Source organism: Aquabacterium sp. (assembly GCF_014378415.1).
GTDB lineage: Bacteria > Pseudomonadota > Gammaproteobacteria > Burkholderiales > Burkholderiaceae_C > Aquabacterium.
Map to the genome: position 1 here is coordinate 36,449 of NZ_JACMNS010000112.1, position 18,965 is coordinate 55,413.

The following is an 18,965-nucleotide window of genomic DNA, read 5'->3' on the forward strand; positions in this document are numbered from 1 at the left end:
ATCTGAAATTTGTTGTGAAAAAGGGGCTGAAACAGCCCCTGTGGTGCTCTAGTCAGAAGCAATCAAGCCGCTTCACTGACTTCCACGAATTCGTCGCCATCTGCAGCCACGGCATGCACGACTTCATTGACCGCGTTGGCACGGCCTTCCAGCACGGCATCGGCCACGGCCTTGGCGTACATCGCCACAGCCTTGGATGAGTCGTCGTTGCCAGGAATGACGTAGTCAATGCCTTCGGGCGAGTGGTTGGTGTCAACCACGCCGATCACAGGAATGCCCAGCTTCTTGGCTTCGGCAATGGCAATCTTGTGGTAGCCAACGTCGATCACGAACAGAGCGTCAGGCAGAGCGCTCATATCCTGGATGCCGCCGATGTCTTTTTCAAGCTTGGCCAAGTCGCGTTGGAACAGCAGACCTTCCTTCTTGCTCAATTGCTCCAGACCGCCGGCCTCGATTTGAGCCTGCATGTCCTTCAGCTTCTTCAGCGAACCCTTGACGGTCTTGAAGTTGGTGAGCATGCCGCCCAACCAGCGTTGGTCCACAAAAGGAACGCCAGCGCGCTGAGCTTCGGAAGACACGGCTTCACGGGCTTGGCGCTTGGTGCCGATCATCATGACCGTGCCGCGACGCGCCGACAGCTGACGGATGAACTTCAGGGCATCCTCGAACGCGGGCAGCGTTTTTTCGAGGTTGATGATGTGAATTTTGTTGCGATGGCCGAAGATGTACGGAGCCATCTTGGGGTTCCAGAAGCGGGTTTGGTGACCAAAGTGGACACCGGCTTCCAGCATTTCGCGCATGGACACTGCCATATTTAACTCCAGAGGTTGGGTCTAGAAGCCATCAAAAATCACAACGATGCGGGTTTTAGACACCGGCACCGGTTGCAACACCTGAGGTTTGTTGGCTTCGGGATTTTGTGGTTTGAATTGTGTTTTATCCGAACCATTTCGGAAAAACCCGCACAGTGTAGCACGAAGTGGGTGTTTTTGATACCCCACCCCCTGCCGCACTCTCAGCAACTCAGTGCTTGCGCGAGGTCTTGCGCCCCACTGGGCCCTTGGGCGCTACCTTGCCGCCTTTTCCTGATGCGGCACCCGCTGGCTTACCCGCCGCCGAAGCCCGCTTGGCAGCCCGCTTGGTTTCACGGTCCGTGCGCTTAACGTCGGCCAGTTCGTCCTGCGCGGAAGCCGCCGGGGCACGCCCGGGAGACTCCACGCCACGTTGCCGGCGACGCCCACCGCCACCACCGGCCGCCTGGTCTTCACCCTCACGCACCAGACGGAAATCGATCTTGCGGCTGTCCAGATCAACCCGACTGACCTGCACCCGAACCCGGGCACCAGAGGCATAGCGCAAACCGCTGCGCTCACCACGCAATTCCTGGCGGGCCTCGTCAAAGCGGAAATACTCGCCACCCAGTTCGGTGATGTGCACCAAGCCTTCGACGTACAACCCATCAAGGTGGATGAATAAGCCGAAACTGGTCACCGTGCTGACGGTGCCGCCGTATTCCTCGCCCAAGCGCTCGCGCATGAACATGCACTTGAGCCAGGCTTCGACGTCGCGAGAGGCTTCATCCGCACGACGCTCGTTTGAGCTGCAGTGAATGCCCGCGGTTTCCCAGGCAGCAGCCTCTTCTGGCGGCAGCTTGATGCGTGCCGCGACCTTGACCGGCGCTTTGGGCAGGCCCTTGGCAGACTGGGCGGCTCCGCCCTTGGCACCCGGGCGCCCCTTGAAGTAACTCGGCGACGACTGCACCGGTGGCAATTTCAGGACGTAGCGATCGCTGCCCAGCAGGGCTTTGATCACGCGGTGAACCAACAAATCCGGATAGCGACGGATCGGGCTGGTGAAGTGGGTGTAGGCCTCGTAAGCCAGACCAAAGTGGCCACTGTTGGTGGGCGTGTAGATGGCCTGCTGCATGGAGCGCAGCAGCATCGTGTGAATTTGCTGCGCATCCGGACGCTCCTTGCTGGCTTGCGCCAGCGCCTGGAACTCAGCCGGCGTGGGCTCGTCACTGATGCTCAAACCCAGACCCAAGGCCTTGAGGTAGTTTTTCAGCAAAGTGCGCTTTTCAGGCGTCGGCCCCTCGTGAACGCGATAAAGCGAGGGCTGCTTGGCACGCGAAATGAAATCGGCCGAGCACACATTGGCCGCCAACATGGCCTCTTCGATCAGCTTGTGAGCCTCGGTGCGCACACGCGGCACGATCTTGGCGATGCGGCCATTGTCATCGCACACGATCTGCGTTTCAGTGGTCTCGAAATCGACCGCACCACGGACGGCCCGCGACTTCAGCAGCGCGCGGTAAACCTCGTGCAGATCCAGAAGGTGCGGCACCAAATCGGCACGGCGCTGGGCCTCAGGCCCACGCGTGTTACCCAGGATGGCAGCCACCTCGGTGTAGGTAAAACGAGCATGCGAGCAGATCACCGCCGGGTAGAACTGGTAAGCATGAACTTCGCCCTCGGCGGTGACCAGCATGTCGCACACCATGGACAGGCGCTCGACATCTGGATTGAGCGAGCACAAGCCGTTGGACAGCTTCTCGGGCAGCATGGGGATCACGCGGCGAGGGAAATACACCGAAGTGGCGCGCTCATAAGCGTCGCGGTCCAGCGGATCGCCGGGCTTGACGTAGTGGCTCACGTCGGCAATGGCCACCAGCAAGCGCCAGCCATTCGGGCCTTTGCTGCGCCCGATCTTGGCGGGCTCGCAGTACACCGCGTCGTCGAAGTCGCGTGCGTCTTCGCCATCGATGGTGACCAGCGGGACATCGGTCAGGTCGATGCGGTTCTTTCGGTCGGCCGGGCGCAGCTTTTCAGGCAGCTTGGCCGCCTGCGCCAACACGTCGTCGTTGAAGCGGTGCGGCACTTCGTACTTGCGCACTGCGATTTCTATTTCCATGCCAGGGTCGTCAATGCCACCCAGCACCTCAACCACGCGGCCGACCGGCTGGGCATGCAGTGAAGGCAGCTCAGTCAGCTCTACCGAGACCACCTGCCCCGGCTCCGCGTTGGCGATGCCCTTGGCGGGAATCAGAATATCTTGGCCGAAACGGCGATCTTCAGGCGCCACGACCCAGGCACCGCCCTCATGCAACAGTCGGCCAATGATGGGTGTTTTGCGGCGCTCCAGGATTTCCAGCACCTGACCTTCGGGGCGGCCCTTTCGGTCGAAGCGCAACACGCGAACTTTGACGCGATCCCGGTGCATGACGCTGCGCATCTCTTGCGGCGGGATGTAGATGGTGGACTCACCATCGTCGGTGCTCACGAAACCGTGGCCATCGCGATGGCCATGCACGGTCCCGACGATTTCACTCATCAGGTTCACTAAATGTGGTGTTTGAGTTGTCATATGTCTTATTTTGATGCTATAATTGCGCTCTTCACGACTGGCGCCAGAAACATATTTCTGGATGGCAAAAACGAAGAGAGCTGCAGATTTCTGGCCCAGGTGGCGGAATTGGTAGACGCACTAGTTTCAGGTACTAGCGGGTAACTCCGTGGAGGTTCGAGTCCTCTCCTGGGCACCAGATGCTGCGGTTGCTGTTGAAAAAACAGTTGAAAACACGGTTGAAAAACCGGTCGAGAAATTCGAAGAGATAGAACACCTGCCCAGGTGGCGGAATTGGTAGACGCACTAGTTTCAGGTACTAGCGGGTAACTCCGTGGAGGTTCGAGTCCTCTCCTGGGCACCAGATTCAAAAAAAGCCGCATGAATAACATCATGCGGCTTTTTTATCGTCCGTGAAGATCCCACAAACCTGCGCACAAGAAAAAAGGCAACAGACCCTCGGCCTGTTGCCTTTCGTGAACACCGCCATCAAGCCGAACTTCAAAGCTGGAAACGCTTGAGCAACGCATCAGGCCGCAAGGTGTCGTAGTCCTCGAATGGCTGATGAATCCAAGGGCTGGTGGGCAAAGTCTCGACGTAGAAGTCTGGCGTGTAGTTGGACACACCCTTCACCCACAACACGGCCGATTTCAACTCGGTGATGGCCGGCATGCTGCGCAAACGATCAACCACCGCGCGCAGGGTCACACCAGAGTCAGCCAAGTCATCGACCAACAACACACGCCCAACCAACTCGCCCTTGGGCATGGTGATGTACTGGGCCATGTCAAGGCGCCCCTGCAAGGTGCCGCCGTCATCGCGATAAGAGCTGGTTGCCATGATGCCCAGTGGGCGGTCAAAAATGCGCGACAGCACATCGCCAGGGCGCAAGCCACCACGCGCCAGACACAGGATCTGATCGAACTCCCAGCCCGATTGATGCACCTGCAGCGCCAAGCGTTCGGTCAGGTGGTGGTATTCCTCCCAAGACACATACAAGTGCTTGCCGTCATCGGTGAGCATGGGGTCTCCTATCTCGTGATCTCGAATGCTGGGGCTGGGCGCCATGGCAGGATTGCGCTTCAAAGCACGTCATCTTTGTAAGGATGGCGAAGCAGGATGGTGTGGTCACGGTCGGGACCGGTGGACACCATGTCGATGGGCGCGCCAATGAACCCTTGCACACGCTCCAGGTAGGCACGGGCATTGGCGGGCAGCTTGTCCCACTCGGTGATGCCGAAGGTCGTGCCTTCCCAGCCTGGGAAGCTTTCGTAGATGGGCTCGCAGGCGATGATCTCGTCGGCGTCCAGCGGCAGGATGTCCACGCGCTGGCCATTCAGCTGGTAGCCGGTGCAGACCTTGATTTCATCCAGACCGTCCAGCACGTCCAGCTTGGTGATGCACAAGCCTGAGATGCCGTTGATCAGCACCGAGCGCTTGAGGGCGGCGGCATCGAGCCAGCCGCAACGGCGGGCGCGACCGGTGACGGTGCCGCGCTCCTGGCCCACGGTGGACAGGTGATAGCCGACGGTGCCTGGCGCCTCCCAATCAAGTTCAGTGGGGAATGGACCGCTGCCCACGCGGGTGGTGTAGGCCTTGGTGATGCCCAGGATGTAGTGCAGCTTGTCAGGGCCGACGCCCGAGCCTGCAGCCGCATTGCCCGCAACGCAGTTACTGGACGTGACGTAGGGATAGGTGCCGTGGTCAATGTCGAGCAAGGTGCCTTGGGCGCCTTCGAACAGGATGCTGCCACCATTGATGTTGGTCTCGTGCAGGCGAACACCCACATCAGCCAACATGGGCACGATCTGCTGTGCCGCCCTCATGGCATTGTCGTAGATGGGCTGGAATTCGAGCGCGGTGCCATTGAGGTAGCCGGTCAAGGCAAAGTTGTGCAGCTCCAGCAGTTCGTGCAGCTTCTTGGCGAAGCGTTCGGGGTGCTTGAGGTCTTGCACACGCAGTGCACGGCGCGCCACCTTGTCTTCGTAGGCGGGGCCGATGCCCTTGCCCGTGGTGCCGATCTTGCCGTTGCCGCTGGACTCGCGCAGCAACTCTCTGGCCTTGTCAACTTCAACGTGGAAGGGCAGGATCAGCGGGCAGGACTCGCTGATGAACAGGCGCGAGCGCACGTTCAGGCCAGCGGCTTCCAGGCGCTCGATCTCGAGCAGCAGGTGGGCGGGATCGACCACCACGCCATTGCCGATGTAGCAGGCCACGCCGTCGCGCATGATGCCCGAGGGGATCAACTGCAGCGCGGTTTTCTTGCCGTTGATGACCAGGGTATGGCCTGCGTTGTGACCACCTTGAAAACGCACCACGCCTGCAGCATGGTCGGTGAGCCAGTCGACGACCTTGCCCTTGCCTTCGTCACCCCATTGGGTGCCGACGACGACGACATTGCGGCCGGTTGATGCAGCGCGGGGACGAGCCGGCGCGGTTGAGCTTTGCATGACTGAATCCTGTAATTCCAAAAAAAAGCCGGCGGTATCGAGGCTGGCTGAATGATGACTAGCGCGAACGCACCGACCACTGTCCATTGAGCAGCGTCAGTTCGCGGTCGCAGTCAAACTCTTGGACTTCGTGCTCATGACCAGGCAGCACATACAACACGGTGTGCCCCTCTTGACGCAGTTGCCGCACGGCTAGACGCAATGCAGGATCTTCCCCCCAGGGCGCGCAAATCGCCGCGCGAGGCGCAGAGCCGTCACGGCCAGATAGCAGATCGGCCACGATCTTGAGATCGAGGCTGAAGCCCACGGCCGGACGGCGGCGGCCAAAGATCGCGCCAACTTCATCGTAGCGGCCACCGCGCAGCAAGGCGTCGGCATGACCTTCGCCATAAACGGCAAAGCGTGATCCGCTGTAGTAGGCATAACCGCTGAGGTCGGCCAAGTCAAAACCAATGCGCACCTCGGGATGCGAACGGCGCAAATGGGCGGCCAACCATTGCAGGTCGTCCAGCGCGGCGTGAACCAGATGATGGTCGGGCAGCACGCGCCGGGCTTCAACCAGGATCTCTTCGTCGCCGTACAGGCCAGTCAAGGCCACCAGAGACTGAACCGCTTGCGGTGACCATGGCGTGGCCAGCTCACGCAATGTGGCCGCGTCTTTGGCTGCCAATGCGGCAAGCAATGCATCTTGGGTTGCAGCATCCAGGCGGTCGGACAAGCCAAGGCCTTGAAGCACGCCCTGAACCAGACGCACGTCGGCCAGGTCCAGCACCAGGCCTTTCAGACCGATGGCTTGCAGGCCTTCCAGGGCCAGCTCTTGCACTTCGAGGTCGGCTTCCAGGCCTGCATGGCCAAAGATTTCAGCGCCAAATTGCAGCGGCTCGCGGCTGGCATGTGGGCTGGCAGGACGCGTGTGAAGTACAGGGCCGCAATAGCAAAGCCGGGTCAGGCTGTCACGGTTGAGCAGGTGAGCATCAATGCGAGCAACCTGCGGCGTGCTGTCAGCGCGAACGCCCAGCGTGCGACCGCTGAGCTGGTCCACCAACTTGAAGGTCTTGAGATCGAGCGCATGGCCGGTGCCTGACAGCAAGGATTCGATGTGCTCCAACAAAGGAGGCATCACCAACTCGTAGCCGCAACCACGCGCTGCGTCCAACCAGGTTCGGCGCAACTCTTCCAAGCGTCTAGCCTGAGCAGGCAAGACATCGGCAATGTGCTCTGGCAGCAGCCAAGCAGACGACATAAGAAATGGGGAGGGGGTTAAAAGCGGGATTTTACCGGGGTCTGGCGTCAATTTGACGGCCAATTTTTAACCCGGCGTGAATCTGCACCTGAACCAATGGGATCCATGCCCCAAAAGGCCAGGTTCAGGTCACTGTAGCATCCAAAAAAACACCCAGCTGGATGCTGCGCATCACTGACGGCTGACCGCTTGCTCGAACACCAGCGACAGGGCCAATGCCAATCACAAAGAGTCGGACAAGAGTCAACCGGGTCGCTCAGAGCCCGATCTTATTTTTTAGAGGGTACAGACGCGGAACCGCCGTTGCCGCGCATGGCCTTGAAGAACTCACTGTTGGGGTCAAGCACCATCACGTCCGCCTTGCTGCGGAAGGTGGCTCGGTAGGCGTCCAGACTGCGGTAGAACTGGGCAAACTGGGGATCCCTGCCAAAGGCTTCGGCATAGATGGTCGATGCCTTGGCATCGCCCTCGCCCTTGACCATCTGGGCATCGCGGTAGGCCTCGGCCACGATGATTTCACGCTGGCGATCAGCATCGGCGCGGATCTTCTCGCTTTCGGCAAAGCCGGTGGAGCGCAGTTCGTTGGCCACGCGCTTGCGCTCAGATTCCATGCGGCGATAGACAGCTTCGGTGATGTTGGCCGAGAAATCCACTCGCTTGATGCGCACATCGATGATGACAATGCCGAATGCCTTGGCGTCATCGGCGAGGCGCTGAACCACGCCCTGCATGACCTTCTCGCGCTCGGTGGACAGCACCGCACCAACCGTGCGCTTGGTCACCTCTTCATTGAGCGCGGCCTGCACGATGGGGCTCAGGCGGTTCTCGATGTTGCGTATATCAGTGCCGTTGTTGCGGATGAACTGGCGCGGATCGGTGATGCGCCATTTGACCAACCAGTCGATCACCAGGCTTTTCTTTTCGGCCGTGAAGATGGGCCGAGCTTCGGCACTGTCCAGCGTCTGAATGCGGCGGTCCAGGAAGACCACGTTCTGCAGGGGAGCCGGCAGCTTGAACTTGAGGCCGGGCTCGCTCTTGACGTCCTTGATCTCGCCCAAGGCGTAGACCACAGCGAACTGGCGTTGATCGACCACGAACAAGGTCGAGGCCAGGATGATGACGACCAGCAATGCGCCGGCCACGAAGATTCCAATGCGGTTCATGTCAGGTTCCTTGCCTTGGCCATTCAGCGACTGTCACGGTCACGGCTGCGCAAGCCGTCACGTGATCGGGGGTCTGTGGCGGTGGTCGAGCCACCAGCTGCAGTGGCGCTGCCAGTGTCGGCAACCGCCGCATTGCCAGGGGCAACTGGCGTGCTGGCGGAAGCCGCGCCTGGGGTGTTTCCAGAAGAAGCACTCATCTGAACAATCTTGTCCAGCGGCAAGTAAAGCAAGTTGGAGCCCGAGCGGGAGTCCACCATGACCTTGGTCACGTTACCGTACACCTGTTGCATGGCATCGATGTAGAGGCGATCACGCGTCACGCCGGGTGCCTTCTGGTACTCGGTCAACACCGACTTGAAGCGTTGCGCGTCACCTTCAGCGTGGGCCACAACGTTGGCCGAATAAGCGGCGGCTTCTTCACGAAGACGGGCCGCCGTACCTTGCGCCTTGGGGATCACGTCATTGGCATAGGCCTGGCCTTCGTTCTTGGCGCGCTCACGGTCGGCGCCGGCCTTGAAGGCATCGTCAAAAGCGGCCTGCACCGGCTCAGGCGCTTGTACGCTTTGCACGTTGACGTTGGCGATGATGACACCGGCATTGACCTTGTTGACTTGCGCCTGGATGGACTTGACCAGTTCGGCAGCAATGGCGTCGCGCTGCTCGTAGAGCACCGAATCCATGGTGCTGCTGCCTACGATTTCGCGCACCGCCGATTCGGCAGCCTGGGCCACGGCTTCATCTGAGCTGCGATTCTCGAACAGGTACTGACGGGCATCGCTCAAGCGGTATTGAACCGTGAAGCGGATGTCGACGATGTTCTCGTCGCGGGTCAGCATGGAGGACTCGCGCGAACCGGTCGCCTGCATCACGGAATTGGTGCCCACATCAATCGACCGCAATTGGGTCAGGTTGACAATTTCGTGGCTTTGAAAGGGGTACGGGGCGCGCCACTGGAAGCCGGCTTCGGCCATGTGGCTGAAACGTCCGAAGGACATCACCACGGCCTGCTGGCCTTCCTGAACGATGAAGAAGCCGCTGCCCAGCCAGATCAAGGCCACCAGGCCCGCGATCAAACCAACACCGATACCGGCGTTGTTGCCATCGGGGGTCAGGCCACCACCTGGCGTGCTGTTGTTGTCACCGCCGCCTTTGCCAGCGAACAAACCGCTGAGCTTGCGGTTGAAATCGCGCCACAACTCGTCAAGGTCGGGCGGACCATCATTGCGGCCGCTGTTGTGGACCACCTGTGGCCCTGCCGATTGGGGCAAGGTCAGCTTGAGCGCTCGAAGGCCAAGCCAGCCCAATCGCCGACCAACACCTGCGGTCAATTGAGCAGCGGCAGCCAGCACACTCAAGGCTGGCTGGCGATGGTGTTCAGGCACTTGGCCTGGCTCCAGGGATTGCATGTTCATGATTGGACAGTCGTGGAAGGAGTTTCCAGGGGCCCTGCATCGGGCTCCTGTTGAGAATTGTCGGAATTGTGCATTGTGAATGGGCTTTGCAAACCGGGAAACGCGCCCGGATCATCGCCCAAGCCATTCAAAGCGGCTTCAGCAATGACTTGCCGCAACACGTCAAGCCCCTGACCTCGCAAGGCGCTGACGAATACGCGCAGACAACGGCGACCGGAAGGCAGCTCGAACACATCCAGCGTATGCCGGGGCTGCTGGTGTTCTGGCAGGCAATCGCACTTATTGAAGACCAGCACCTGAGGGATATCGGCCGCGCCGATGTCACCCAGAACGCGGATCACCTCGGTGAGTTGCTCCATCAGCACGGGGCTGGCGCCATCGACCACGTGCAGCAGCACGTCGGCCTCGGTCGCTTCCTGCAAGGTTGCCTCGAAAGACTCCACCAGGGTGTGCGGCAGATCGCGGATGAAACCCACCGTGTCGGACAGGGTGACGCTGCGTTGCGCTTGCGCCAGGTAGAACTGGCGCGTGGTGGTGTCCAGCGTGGCGAACAACTGGTCGGCCGCGTAGGTGCCCGCCTTGGTGAATGCATTGAACAAGGTCGACTTGCCCGCGTTGGTGTAGCCCACCAGAGACACGCGAAACGTGCCTGTGCGCTCACGTGAGCGGCGTTGGGTGTTGCGCTGGCGCTTGACCTTGACCAGCTGCTCTTTCAGCGACTTGATGCGCTGGTCGATCATGCGGCGGTCAAGCTCGATCTGGGTTTCACCAGGGCCACCGCGCATGCCCGCCCCACCCCGCTGGCGCTCAAGGTGAGACCAGCGTCGGACCAGGCGGGTTGACAGGTATTTCAGCCGGGCCAGCTCGACTTGCAGCTTGCCTTCATGGCTTCGGGCGCGCGCGCCAAAGATCTCGAGGATCAAGCCGATGCGGTCCAGGACTTCAACGCCCAAATGGCGTTCAAGATTGCGTTGTTGAGCAGGAGAAATAGCCTGATCAAAGATCACGGCCTGAGCCTGGTGCAGGATGACCAGCTCTTTGATCTCGTCGGCTTTGCCCGAACCAACAAAAAAAGCGGGATCGGGGGCCTTGCGTTTGGCGGTGACTTTTTCGACGGGCAGATCGCCCGCAGATTCAGCCAGCAAGGCGAGCTCGTCAAGGGTGGGATCGAAAGACGATCCCGACCCAAAATCGACGCCCACCAGCACAACCCGAGGTGCATCAGACGGTTTTTTCACTGACTGCGATGAGGATGTCAAGGCGTCGGTGCGTCAGTGCAACACAGGTCGGTACTGGATAGGCTAGAAGACATGGCTGACAAAATCAAGCCGCGTCTTCGGTCGAGTCGTTGGCGTGAAAATTCACCGCACGGCCAGGCACGACGGTCGAAATCGCGTGCTTGTAGACCATTTGAGTGACCGTGTTGCGAAGCAGCACCACGTATTGGTCAAACGACTCGATGTGTCCCTGAAGTTTGATACCGTTGACCAAATAAATGGACACCGGCACATGCTCTCTGCGCAAGAGGTTCAAGAAGGGGTCTTGTAGGAGTTGCCCTTTGTTGCTCACGATATGCTCCGTGTTGAAAAGTTTCGGACTTGACACCTTAACACAGGCCCATGCGCCTGATCGGCGAAGGGATTGTGAAGCGGGGTAAAGAAGATGCTATTTATCGACGAACGGGTTGCTCGACGATTTGGTCTGGATGCGCAACGGCGTGCCGGTGAGTTTGAAATGCGCCCTGAAACGGGCTTCCAAATAGCGCTTGTAGGAGTCCGTGAGGTGCTCCAGAGAGTTGCCGTGGATGACGATGATGGGAGGGTTTTGCCCGCCTTGGTGCGCGTAACGCAGTTTTGGGCGGGAAATGCCACCACGCTTGGGCTGCTGAAACTCCACCGCCTCGAGCAGCAGGCGCGTCAGGATGGGCGTGGGCATTTTGCGCGTGGCCGACGACCAGGCATCGGCGATCGATTTCCAGACCGGGCCCAAGCCTTGGCGCTTGATGGCCGAGATGTGCAGAATCGGTGCGAATTTCAGGAAGGCCAGACGGGTCTCAATGGAGCGGGCCAGCAGTTCGCGCTGATAGCTGTCCACCGCGTCCCACTTGTTGATGGCCAACACCACGGCACGGCCTGATTCAAGGATGAACCCTGCAATGTGGGCATCCTGATCAGTGACGCCTTGGGTGGCATCCAGCAGCAGCAGGACCACGTTGGCGTCGGAGATGGCTTGCAGCGTCTTGACGACCGAGAATTTTTCGATCGCCTCGAACACTTTGCCTTTGCGGCGAAGCCCGGCCGTGTCGATCAGCTCGAAGCGTTGACCGTCACGTTCGAAAGGCACGCTGATGGCGTCGCGGGTGGTGCCGGGCATGTCGAAGGCCACCAGGCGCTCTTCGCCCAGCCAGGTGTTGATCAGGGTGGATTTACCGACATTGGGTCGCCCTGCCACGGCCAGTTTGATGGGCGCATTGACATCGATTTCAACGACCTCGTCCTCGTCTTCATCGTCCCCGAAGAAGTCATCCAGCGCCATGTCGAGCAAGCTGCGGATGCCCTGCCCGTGCGCGGACGAAATGGGGATGGGGTCGCCAATGCCCAGCTCGAAGAACTCGGCCAATTGCACGCCTTCTTGCATGCCCTCGGCCTTGTTGGCGGCCAACAGCACCTTTTTGTTGGCGGTGCGCAGGTAACGGGCGATGTCATGGTCCTGGGCAGACAGACCGCCCCGGGCATCGACCACGAAGACGACTGCGTCGGCCTCGGCCACCGCCTGGCGGGTCTGCTTGGCCATCTCCTTGAAGATGCCCTCGGTGCAATCAGGTTCAAAACCGCCGGTGTCGATGACAAGGAACTCGCGGGAACCCAGGCGACCTTCACCGTAATGGCGGTCGCGGGTCAGTCCGGCGAAATCGGCCACGATCGCATCGCGGCTTTTGGTCAGGCGGTTGAACAACGTCGATTTGCCGACGTTGGGTCGTCCGACCAACGCAATGACAGGTTTCATGAAACTCCAGGGAAACTTTTAATTGGCACGCAAAGCGTAAAGCGTGCCGGAACGGGTGGCCACCAACAACAAACCGTCGGACACCACGGGGGCGGCACTCAGCGCGTTGTCCAGGGAAATGCGAGCCACGGTACGGCCATCGTCCGAGGCCAGGATGTGCAGTTGGCCTTCGCCATCGGCGACGGCGATCAGCTTGCCCCAAACGGCGGGGGCGCTCAACTTGCGGTGGGTGAAACGGTCAACGCGCCAGCGGATTTCGCCGTTTTCAGTGCGCCAGGCGCTAAGGCGGTCAGCGCCATCCGAACCCACCACCGTGGTGTCGTCGGCGGCCACGGCTTGCGTGCCCGACTGAGGGCGTGACCAGCGCAAGCTGCCACGATTCATCTCGATGCACGCCACCGACAACTGGAAAGCGCGAACACAGATTTCGTCGTCGGCGCGGGCACCGGGACCAACCAGGTCGGCCAGACGCTCGACTTCGTTGGTGCCGCGCGGCGTGCCAACGCTGAAATCGAAACGGGGGACGCCTTTCAAAGGGTCCAGGCCCACAAAACGAGCACCCTGCCCCACCACCAAGGTGTCGCGGAAGGTGGACAGCAGGCCGGGCGTGGACAGCGACAGGGGATCGCCACCAGGACGCTGGTAGTTCCAGAGCCAGCGGCCGTCGAGGACGTCGTAGGCGCGCACGCTGCGGTCCACGCTTTGCACGAAAACCCGCTCACCGGCCACCAGGGGCGCGGTGATGACGCGGCCCGTCAGGCGCTCGCGCCACAAGACCTTGCCTTGGTCAAAGGTGATCAGTTCATTGTCGGTGGTGACCACGGCGGCATAGCGGCCGTCGCTGCCCACCGCGGCGCTGAGCTTGGCATTGGCCTGGGCACGCCAGCGCTCCTGGCCGGTTTTCACGTCGGCGGACAAAATTTGCCCATCGCTGGCAGCCCAAGTCACCGAGCCTGCTGCCACCGCGAGGGAGGCGGGGCCATCCACGGATCCCAGGCGCTTGCTCCAGACCGTGGTGATGCCCTGGCTGGGTGTGAAGGACTCAAGCGGTGCGGGCTTAGGCTTGGTCGAGCCACAAGCCGACAACAAGGCGGCGGCTGCGGCCAGAGCCGAGGCGCCAAGAGCGCGTCTGAAAAAAGTCATGGTCAGAGGATGGTCCATGGACAGAGGTTCGGGTGGGAAATCAGTTCGTGGGGGCCAGGCCGGGCGGCATGCCCGAAGGCGCGGCAGCACCGGCGTTTGGCACTTGCAGAGCCTGGGGTGCCTGGCCTGCAGCCGTCAGTTTGCCTTCCACGAAACGGCGGTAATCGACCGTGGCAGGCAAGCCTTTCCAGGCCTCCTGGTAGGCCTTGACGGCCTCTTCTTTCTTGCCTTGTTTGAACAGAATGTCGCCACGGCGATCGGCGATCAAAGCCGCATAGGCCTTGGGCATCTCGGCGCTCAACACTTTCAAGGCCTCATCGTGCTGCTTGGCATCAAGCATCAAGCCGGCCAGGCGCAAGCGGCCGATGGCCACCAGGTCTTTGTTTTTGCCGCTATCGACCAACCACTGCAGGCTGGCGCGCGCCAGTTCAGGCTTTTGGCGGCCCACTTCAACCTTGGCCACCAACAAGGCGCCTTGTTCGGCAAAGGTGGTGCCGGCGTAGCTGTCTTTCAGGTCGGCAAACACTTTGGCGGCCTTGTCGACTTCACCGGCACTGGCGGCACGGTCCAGCTCTTCGTAAAGGCTGCCGGCGCCCACGGACAGCTTTTGCTGCCAGTAGAGGTAGCCGGTCCACGCGGCGTAGCCGCCCAGGGCCAGCACGAGTACCCAGGTGACCAGGTTGCCGTACTGTTTCCAGAGGTGCTTGACCTGATCGAGCTGCTCTTGTTGTTCAAGGTCGTAAGTGGCCATGACGTTTTATCGGTGTAGGTGGAAGCGTTGGATTATGACTGGCGATGGGCTTGCAATGACGCCGCCCATTCCCCAGGCTGTGCGAGAGGTCGGGCAACTTGCTCACCACCATCGCGAAGGGGCTTGACAGAAACTTGCCCTTGGGCAACCTCATCGGGGCCGAAGATCAGGGCGAAGCGGGCGCCGCTGGCATCGGCTTTCTTGAACTGAGCTTTGGGGCTGGCCGGACCATCTTTGCCCGCCGGATTGAGCAAGACACGCACGCCCGCCTGACGCAAGGCCTCGACGGTGCTCATCACGGTGGACAGCGGTGTGCCCGCAAACACCAGCGCCACCGCATCAGGCGCGGGGGATGGCGAGTCAATGCCCAGCTCCTGGAGCAATAGCAGCAAGCGCTCCATGCCCAGGCCCCAACCCACGGCCGGCGCGGGTTTGCCGCCCAGTTGCTCGATCAGACCGTCGTAGCGGCCGCCGCCGCAGATGGTGCCCTGCGCGCCCAGGCGATCGGTGACCCACTCGAACACGGTGAGGTTGTAGTAGTCCATGCCACGCACCAGGCGCGGGTTGACCTTGTAGACCACACCGGCGGCGTCCAGCACTTGCTTAACGGCATTGAAGTGGGCCAAAGAGGCCTCGCCCAAGAAATCCATGAGCTTGGGAGCGTCTTCGACCACGGGCTGCATGGCCGGGTTCTTGGTATCGAGAATGCGCAGCGGATTGCTGTGCAGGCGGCGGCGCGCGTCGTCGTCCAGCAAGGCAGCGTGTTGCTCCAGATGCTTGATCAAGGCCTCGCGGTGGGCGCGGCGTTCTTCAGGCTGGCCCAGGCTGTTGAGTTCCAGGCGCACGTCGGTGCCGACGCTCAAGCCCAGGTCGCGCCACAGGGCCACCGTCATCAGGATCAGTTCGACATCGACATCGGGGCCGGCGAAGCCCAGCGCTTCGGCGCCGACCTGGTGAAACTGGCGATAACGACCTTTTTGCGGTCGCTCATGCCGGAACATGGGGCCAATGTAAAACAGGCGCTTGCCGCCTTCGTACAAAAAGCTGTGCTCATTCATGGCGCGTACCACGCCCGCAGTGCCTTCGGGGCGCAGGGTCAGCTTGTCGCCATTGAGGCTGTCGGCAAAGGAGTACATCTCCTTTTCGACAATGTCGGTGACCTCGCCCAGACCGCGCACAAACAGTGCGGTGGGCTCGACGATGGGGGTGCGGATATTGCTGTAACCGTAGCGGCGCATGAGGGCGCGGACGGTTTCTTCGAGCCATTCCCAGCGCGCCGATTCGGGCGGCAGGATGTCGTTCATGCCTTTGATGGCTTGGAGGATGTCGGCCATGAAAATAAAAATCGAGACGGTGTCTGTGAGAGAGCGGCGCAGAGCCCGCGCCGGGAAGGAAATCAGGCCTGGATGGCCGCTGTGCCAAAACGCCGATCGATGTAGTCCTCGACCAGCTTCTGGAAGTCGTCGGCGATGCGGTCGCCGCGCAGGGTCAGGGCTTTCTCACCGTCGATGAACACCGGAGCAGCCGGTGCTTCGCCGGTTCCAGGCAGGCTGATGCCAATGTCGGCATGCTTGCTTTCGCCAGGGCCATTGACAATGCAGCCCATCACGGCCACCTTCATATTCTCGACCCCGGGGTACTTGACCCGCCAGACTGGCATCTGGGCCCTCAGGAAATCATCGATCTGTTTGGCCAGCTCCTGGAAGGTGCCGCTGGTCGTGCGGCCACACCCCGGGCAGGCGGTGACGCTGGGCACGAAGGTGCGCAATCCCAAGGCCTGCAAGATCTCAAGCGCCACCACGACTTCTTGTGTGCGCGACTCGCCCGGCTGAGGCGTGAGCGAGACGCGAATGGTGTCGCCAATGCCTTCTTGCATCAGCACCGAGAGCGCGGCTGCCGATGCCACGGTGCCCTTGGTGCTCATGCCGGCTTCAGTCAAGCCCAGGTGCAGTGGGTAGTCACAGCGTTGGGCCAGGCCTCGGTACACGCTGATCAGGTCTTGCACTCCGCTGACCTTGCACGACAGGATGATCTGCTCAGGCGCCATGCCCAACTCGCGGGCAGCCTGGGCGGATTCGAGGGCCGAGTTGATCAAGGCCTGGTACATCACCTGCTGGGTGGTCCAGGGCTGGGCGCGCCGGGCGTTTTGGTCCATCAGCGAGGCCATCAGCTCCTGGTCCAGGCTGCCCCAGTTGACACCAATGCGCACGACCTTGTCGTACTTCAACGCGGCCTCGATCATTTGCGCAAACTGCTTGTCGCGCTTGTCGCCCTTGCCAACATTGCCGGGATTGATCCGGTACTTGGACAAGGTTTTAGCACACTCAGGGTAGTCGGTCAGCAGGCGGTGACCGTTGTAGTGGAAGTCGCCCACCAAAGGCACGTCGATGCCCATGCGGTCGAGTTGCTCACGGATGTGAGGCACGGCTTCGGCGGCCTCAGGTGTGTTGACCGTGATGCGCACGAGCTCGGAGCCGGCAATGGCCAATTCTTTGACCTGGATGGCGGTGCCGATGACATCGACCGTGTCGGTGTTGGTCATGGATTGCACGCGCACGGGGGCATCGCCGCCAATGGTGACGACGCGCTGGCCCCACACGACACGAGCCTGGCGTGAGCGCCTTGGCGCCGGCCTGGCCACTTCGATCGGACTGGACAAGGAAGAGGAAAAGTCGTTCATTTCAATTCAAGCCGAGCCACATTGTTGCGCGTGTGAGGGGCCAATTCAACCGGCTGGCCTTGGTAGATCACGTCCAAGGCCGAAGAGTTTCCCAGGTGCAGCTTGAACGGCGGCGTTCCGGTCAGCTCAACGGACTCATCCGCTTTGAGATGCCGCGACAGTAAGACACCCTTGCCATCGCGAATCTCGACCCAGGCAGATCGGCTGCTCTTGATCACCAAAGGCCACTCATCCAAACTGGCGACTGGCGAGGCTACGGCGAGCGGCGGCGCCTCACCGGTGGCCTGAGACGCAATAAGCTCTGGCACGGCCGAGGAGGCAGCGGTATCGGGTTGCGAAGGGGCCACCTCAGGGGCGCTGACGGCTTGGATCGACGGCGCAGGCACCTCTGGCACCGATGCGGGGGCAGCCACCGTATCAATGGCGACCGGTTGCTGGCTTGGCATCGCCCAGCGAGGCCACTGGACAGAGTCGGGCATGAAGTAAACCACCAGCGAAGCCAGCAGCAGCACGATCGGCGCCAGCCATTGCGGCTTGAGCAAGGCTTTCAAATCAAACGACTCGCCCGAATCAAACGACAAATTGGCCCCACGCGACTCTTTGAACGGTTGGTTCAAGGCGGGCTTTTGGGGTGACAGCGGAATGGCCCGGGCCGCGGGTAAAGCGGCCAGAACAGGCGCCGGATCGATTTTCAAGCTGCGGCACACGGTCATCGCCAGCGCACGCGTGAAATTGGCATCGGGCAATTGATCATGCCGACCTTGTTCAAGGGCCACCAGTTTGGCCGGAGAAACCTTGATCATCGAGGCCAAAGCATCGATTTCCAGGTTCTGAGCCTGCCGGGCCTCACGCAGCAAATCGCCCGCTTTGGCGCCCAAGGGGGAATTCGCGCTGGACGCGGTGGGATCATTCATCGAAACGCCCCAACTCCAACGCCGTGGCCTCACGCGAATTGGGGAAGCGGCTGCGCAGGATCCCGGCCAGTTCGTCACGGCCACCCACATTGCCCAAACGATTTTCAACTCGCGCACCCAGCCAGATTGACTCAGGTGTGATTTGCTCAGGGATGTTGTTGACCCGGCGAATGTAAAAGCGTGCGCGCTCGTAATCACCTCGGCGGTAGAGCACGGCGGACAGGTTATAGGCGGTGGCAGGATTGGTCACGTCCAACTCGTAGGAATGCGCCAGGGACTTCTCGGCCTCGGGCAGCAAACCAGCGCGAACCTGACAAACACCACGGGCCATCAAGGTTTTGCTGGTGGCAATGGTTTGCGGCAAATTGGCAGCGCGCTCGAAAAAAGCATCGGCCTCAGGGTAGCGTTGCTTGCTGCACAACCACCAGGCGTAGTTGTGAATGGCACTGCCGTTGCGATCATCTAGCTGAATCGCACGCTTGAAGCTTTCGTCGGCCAGCGCAGGTTCGTTCATGGCGCTGTAGATCAGGCCTCGCAACTCATGTGCCTCGGACATCCGGGCGTCAAGTGCCAGCACGTGCTTGAGTTCATCAAGGGCGGTGGTGAGTTGACCTTGCGCAAAATACGCGGTCGCCAGTTCCAGTCGGATGCGAGCCCGCTTGCGCACATCGCTTTCATCCGAGGTGGTGACCACGTCATCAGACACGGAAGCCGCCGCCGACCTGGCCATGGCTTTGCTGGTGGAGGATGCGCCCTCAGCCTGGGGTGCATTGATGCAGCCCGTCAGAGAACCAAGACTCAAGGCCATGACAACGCCCAGGCAAGCCAGCAGCGTACAACGGGAAATGGTCATGCGGTCGG

The 18,965-nt window shown here is 60.9% G+C and carries 16 protein-coding genes and 2 tRNA genes; 2 read left to right on the top strand and 16 right to left on the bottom strand.

The genetic code is table 11. The features are described 5' to 3' along the window. Positions 1-62: 62 nt before the first annotated feature. Both rpsB and rnr read right to left on the bottom strand, forming a co-directional pair. Positions 63-812 (bottom strand): 30S ribosomal protein S2, encoded by a 750-nt coding sequence (rpsB, locus tag H7225_RS10280; RefSeq protein WP_290661477.1) that lies wholly within the window; start codon positions 810-812, stop codon positions 63-65. Between the two features lie 211 nt (positions 813-1,023). After that, complete coding sequence (gene rnr / locus H7225_RS10285; protein ID WP_290661479.1) at positions 1,024-3,363, bottom strand: ribonuclease R; 2,340 nt, start codon at positions 3,361-3,363, stop codon at positions 1,024-1,026. Positions 3,364-3,456: 93 nt separating this feature from the next. Between rnr and H7225_RS10290 the strand changes: the two genes are divergently transcribed. Both H7225_RS10290 and H7225_RS10295 read left to right on the top strand, forming a co-directional pair. Continuing rightward, a tRNA-Leu gene (locus tag H7225_RS10290) sits at positions 3,457-3,541 on the top strand. Between the two features lie 80 nt (positions 3,542-3,621). After that, a tRNA-Leu gene (locus H7225_RS10295) sits at positions 3,622-3,706 on the top strand. A gap of 137 nt (positions 3,707-3,843) precedes the next feature. Here the strand turns inward: H7225_RS10295 and H7225_RS10300 are convergent. The 14 genes from H7225_RS10300 to pilW all read right to left on the bottom strand — a co-directional run bounded on the left by H7225_RS10300 (position 3,844) and on the right by pilW (position 18,957). Beyond that, complete coding sequence (locus H7225_RS10300) at positions 3,844-4,365, bottom strand: phosphoribosyltransferase (protein WP_290661481.1); 522 nt, start codon at positions 4,363-4,365, stop codon at positions 3,844-3,846. A gap of 59 nt (positions 4,366-4,424) precedes the next feature. Beyond that, positions 4,425-5,792 (bottom strand): adenylosuccinate synthase, encoded by a 1,368-nt coding sequence (locus tag H7225_RS10305; RefSeq protein ID WP_290661483.1) that lies wholly within the window; start codon positions 5,790-5,792, stop codon positions 4,425-4,427. A 58-nt stretch (positions 5,793-5,850) separates the two neighbouring features. Then, positions 5,851-7,035 (bottom strand): ATP phosphoribosyltransferase regulatory subunit, encoded by a 1,185-nt coding sequence (locus H7225_RS10310; RefSeq protein ID WP_290661485.1) that lies wholly within the window; start codon positions 7,033-7,035, stop codon positions 5,851-5,853. Between the two features lie 269 nt (positions 7,036-7,304). Continuing rightward, positions 7,305-8,198, bottom strand: coding sequence for a protease modulator HflC (gene hflC / locus H7225_RS10315; protein ID WP_290661488.1), 894 nt, complete (start codon positions 8,196-8,198; stop codon positions 7,305-7,307). 23 nt (positions 8,199-8,221) lie between these two features. Then, positions 8,222-9,610 (bottom strand): FtsH protease activity modulator HflK, encoded by a 1,389-nt coding sequence (gene hflK, locus H7225_RS10320; RefSeq protein WP_290661490.1) that lies wholly within the window; start codon positions 9,608-9,610, stop codon positions 8,222-8,224. Then, complete coding sequence (gene hflX, locus H7225_RS10325; protein WP_290661492.1) at positions 9,607-10,848, bottom strand: GTPase HflX; 1,242 nt, start codon at positions 10,846-10,848, stop codon at positions 9,607-9,609. The genes hflK and hflX overlap by 4 nt, the downstream gene beginning before the upstream one ends. Positions 10,849-10,933: 85 nt before the next feature. Continuing rightward, a complete protein-coding gene (gene hfq / locus H7225_RS10330; RefSeq protein WP_230181491.1) occupies positions 10,934-11,179 on the bottom strand; it encodes an RNA chaperone Hfq in 246 nt (81 codons plus the stop codon). A gap of 96 nt (positions 11,180-11,275) precedes the next feature. Further along, positions 11,276-12,616 carry a ribosome biogenesis GTPase Der gene (gene der, locus H7225_RS10335; RefSeq protein WP_290661496.1) on the bottom strand — a complete coding sequence of 447 codons (1,341 nt, stop codon included), beginning with the start codon at positions 12,614-12,616 and terminating at the stop codon, positions 11,276-11,278. 18 nt (positions 12,617-12,634) lie between these two features. Continuing rightward, on the bottom strand, positions 12,635-13,759 hold the full coding sequence (gene bamB, locus H7225_RS10340; RefSeq protein ID WP_290661498.1) for an outer membrane protein assembly factor BamB: 1,125 nt from the start codon (positions 13,757-13,759) through the stop codon (positions 12,635-12,637). Positions 13,760-13,799: 40 nt separating this feature from the next. Then, positions 13,800-14,510 carry a tetratricopeptide repeat protein gene (locus tag H7225_RS10345; RefSeq protein ID WP_290661500.1) on the bottom strand — a complete coding sequence of 237 codons (711 nt, stop codon included), beginning with the start codon at positions 14,508-14,510 and terminating at the stop codon, positions 13,800-13,802. Between the two features lie 32 nt (positions 14,511-14,542). Continuing rightward, positions 14,543-15,844 carry a histidine--tRNA ligase gene (gene hisS / locus H7225_RS10350; protein ID WP_290661502.1) on the bottom strand — a complete coding sequence of 434 codons (1,302 nt, stop codon included), beginning with the start codon at positions 15,842-15,844 and terminating at the stop codon, positions 14,543-14,545. Between the two features lie 62 nt (positions 15,845-15,906). Further along, positions 15,907-17,190 carry a flavodoxin-dependent (E)-4-hydroxy-3-methylbut-2-enyl-diphosphate synthase gene (gene ispG, locus H7225_RS10355; RefSeq protein WP_290661504.1) on the bottom strand — a complete coding sequence of 428 codons (1,284 nt, stop codon included), beginning with the start codon at positions 17,188-17,190 and terminating at the stop codon, positions 15,907-15,909. Continuing rightward, a complete protein-coding gene (locus H7225_RS10360) occupies positions 17,187-18,104 on the bottom strand; it encodes a RodZ domain-containing protein (RefSeq protein WP_290661506.1) in 918 nt (305 codons plus the stop codon). The genes ispG and H7225_RS10360 overlap by 4 nt, the downstream gene beginning before the upstream one ends. After that, entirely contained in the window at positions 18,097-18,957 is an 861-nt protein-coding gene (pilW, locus tag H7225_RS10365) for a type IV pilus biogenesis/stability protein PilW (RefSeq protein ID WP_290661508.1), read from the bottom strand. The genes H7225_RS10360 and pilW overlap by 8 nt, the downstream gene beginning before the upstream one ends. Positions 18,958-18,965 lie beyond the last annotated feature (8 nt).